This window comes from Nostoc sp. CALU 546, from assembly GCF_048836525.1.
Genome location: NZ_JAWJTF010000273.1, coordinates 1 through 2,740 on the forward strand (window position 1 = coordinate 1; position 2,740 = coordinate 2,740).

The following is a 2,740-nucleotide window of genomic DNA, read 5'->3' on the forward strand; positions in this document are numbered from 1 at the left end:
ACAAGCTAAGTCCACCTGCGTGGACTAGCAGAAAATCAAGACCTTCTGCCCTCAAGCAAGAAAGGCCTACTGCCTTCTGGAAGCTATGAACTGATGTTAAACAGATAAGAATTGATGCATGATTGGTGATTAGATGAGTTTGGGCTACCAATTTAGGAGCAAAATAACACATCTAAAAAACCACCACTTTGTTAACTGTTTGCAATGAAGTATCAAGTTGGGGACAAGTTTTTACAAGAACTGCCACTGATTTTAGCGGGGCCAATCCTCCAACATACTGAACCAGAGTCGGTGACGGTATGGGTAGCACTGAAACAGTCTTGTCAGGTAGAACTTAAAGTTTATGACACAACAGATGATGGTAAAGCACTAGAAAATTGCTTATTGGATGGGGAACGCTCTACCTTTTCTCTGGGGAAGCATCTTCATGTAGTTGCGATAACGGCTCGGTCTACGGTTGGACATCGCCTAACTGGAGGTCACATCTATGCATACGATCTCCAGTTTACTGTTGCTGACCAAACCCCGCAAACTCTGCAACAAGCATTATGCTCAAACTCCTCTCCTACAGTCAGCATTAGCTACTTCGATCATCAAAAACCAACCTTTGTTTTGCCGCCTAACTGTCTGCAAGATTTACAAATTGTCCATGCTTCCTGCCGTAAACCTCATGGTCATGGGTTTGATGCACTGCCAATTCTTGACACTTTAATTGAGGCTGCGGCTAATCAACCCCAACATCGCCCTCACCAGCTGTTCCTCACCGGAGATCAAATTTACGGCGACGATGTATCAGAACCGTCATTGTGGGTTGCCAGTACTCTTGGTGATGCACTCTTGGGTTGGGAAGAACAACTTCCTGTGAATGGAGTATACTGCACTCCCCAGCAACTACCCCCTGGAGAGCGGTCTGAAGTTGCGACAAATCAAGCAGGCTTGACCGCAGGACTACATAATAAACCTGAGAAAGTTAACAGTCATCTTTTCAGTCTGGGCGAGTATTACGCTACTTATTTACTAGCTTGGTCGCCAGTATGCTGGCCGATCGCATTTCCCAAAGGACACCAAGTAATGCGCGATCGCCACGCTATCAAGGACTGGAATCGGGCAGTATGGCATTTGCGACAATTAATTTATACGCTTTGGAAAGTGCGTCGCGCCCTTGCCAATATTCCCATGTACACCATCTTTGATGACCATGATGTTAGTGATGACTGGAACCTAAACCAAGCTTGGTGTTTGCGAGTGCTGGGGCGTCCTTTAGGGCGAAGAATAGTTCAAAATGCATTGTTAGCCTACACGGTATTTCAAGCGTGGGGCAACACACCAGGGCAATTTGCTGAAGGTCAATCTGGTGAAAAGCTGTTGATGGCTGCACAAGCTTGGTCAGCTTCCCAAGGGACGGATGTAAAGGCTGATGAGGCGATCGCTCGTTATGTAGGTATGCCAGCCAAAGATCCGCACACAGGCTTACCTATCTTAGTCCGAGACGGTCCAGTATTTATTCTGGATCGACATCCTGAAGCACTGACTTGGCACTACATAGTCAGGAGCGATTGCCATGAAGTAATTGTGCTTGATACGCGTACTTGGCGGGGTTATCCAGCCGATCAAAAAGCGATCGCGCCGCCGATGTTGTTGTGTCCACAAGCCTTTGAGCAACAACTACTTTTACCTTTACAAGAAGTAGCTGAACAAACTCAGATTCAAACTACATTTGTGATTGCGCCCACTAATGTATTTGGACTACAAGTGATTGATTGGATTCACCATTGGCATTTAAAACGGGAGAAAGTTTTTTCAACCGATGTTGGAGATGCCTGGAACATTAATACTGGAGCGCTGGCACAATTCTTAACTACCTTGTTTGAGGAACGTCAACAAGTCGTGATTCTATCCGGGGATATTCACTACAGTTCTGTTGCTCACTTGTCTTATGCACGTACCCATTCCAAATTACAGTCTGTCTTAGTGCAGTTAACAGCTAGTGCATTAAAGAATGAAGAGATTTTGACACGGCTTATTCATACACGATTGAAAGATTGGCTGTTACCAGAAAAGGTGAGACATTGGATAGGGTGGCTCAATCCACCCAATATGGTAGAAATTTCCGAGAAACAATTACACCATAATCGCCAGATGCTAGCTAACTCTGACTGGCATTGTGTGCTGGAGTGGATACCTCGAAATAGTGTTCAAACTTCTGCCTACACAGCAGATATATTTTCGTTGATAGCTCCCTGGAAACGAGCCAAAAATGCCAAATGGAAATGGTTACAACCTGTGATGTTTTGGAAATCTCGTTGGTTTCAGGAGGGGCGGGAAGTCGTTGGATTGAATAATTTAGCTTTGGTTCACTTTGAGTTACCAGATGGGAGTAATTCTTGCAAAGTTATTCAAGATTTGTATTGGTTTTCTTCTTGGTATCCAACCCAAATTGTTTACAGCCGTTTTGAGAGCCAGTTAACGCCCAATCAGTCCTTATTACGATAACCAGCTTTGCTCATTAAAAAAAGCGCCCCCATCTCTGGAGGGCGCTTTTTATTTAGCTAATACTGAAGTATTAACCGTTGATAGCAGGAGCGGTCATTGCTACAGGTGCAATTTCACCAGCAGCCAAATCGAGTGGGAAGTTGTGAGCGTTACGCTTGTGCATTACTTCCATACCCAAGTTAGCGCGGTTGTTTACGTCTGCCAAAGTGCTGATAAAGCGACCTTGGGAGTAAATGGTTGATTGGTT

General features: G+C 44.9%; 1 protein-coding gene and 1 pseudogene. One reads left to right on the forward strand and one right to left on the reverse strand.

The window, feature by feature from the left end; translation table 11 throughout:
* The first annotated feature begins 204 nt into the window (after positions 1 to 204).
* A complete protein-coding gene (locus RRG12_RS42595; RefSeq protein ID WP_420761212.1) occupies positions 205 to 2,493 on the forward strand; it encodes a PhoD-like phosphatase in 2,289 nt (762 codons plus the stop codon).
* A gap of 70 nt (positions 2,494 to 2,563) precedes the next feature.
* Here RRG12_RS42595 and RRG12_RS42600 read toward each other — a convergent pair.
* Positions 2,564 to 2,740, reverse strand: a pseudogene (locus RRG12_RS42600) (photosystem II q(b) protein); the annotation flags it as partial.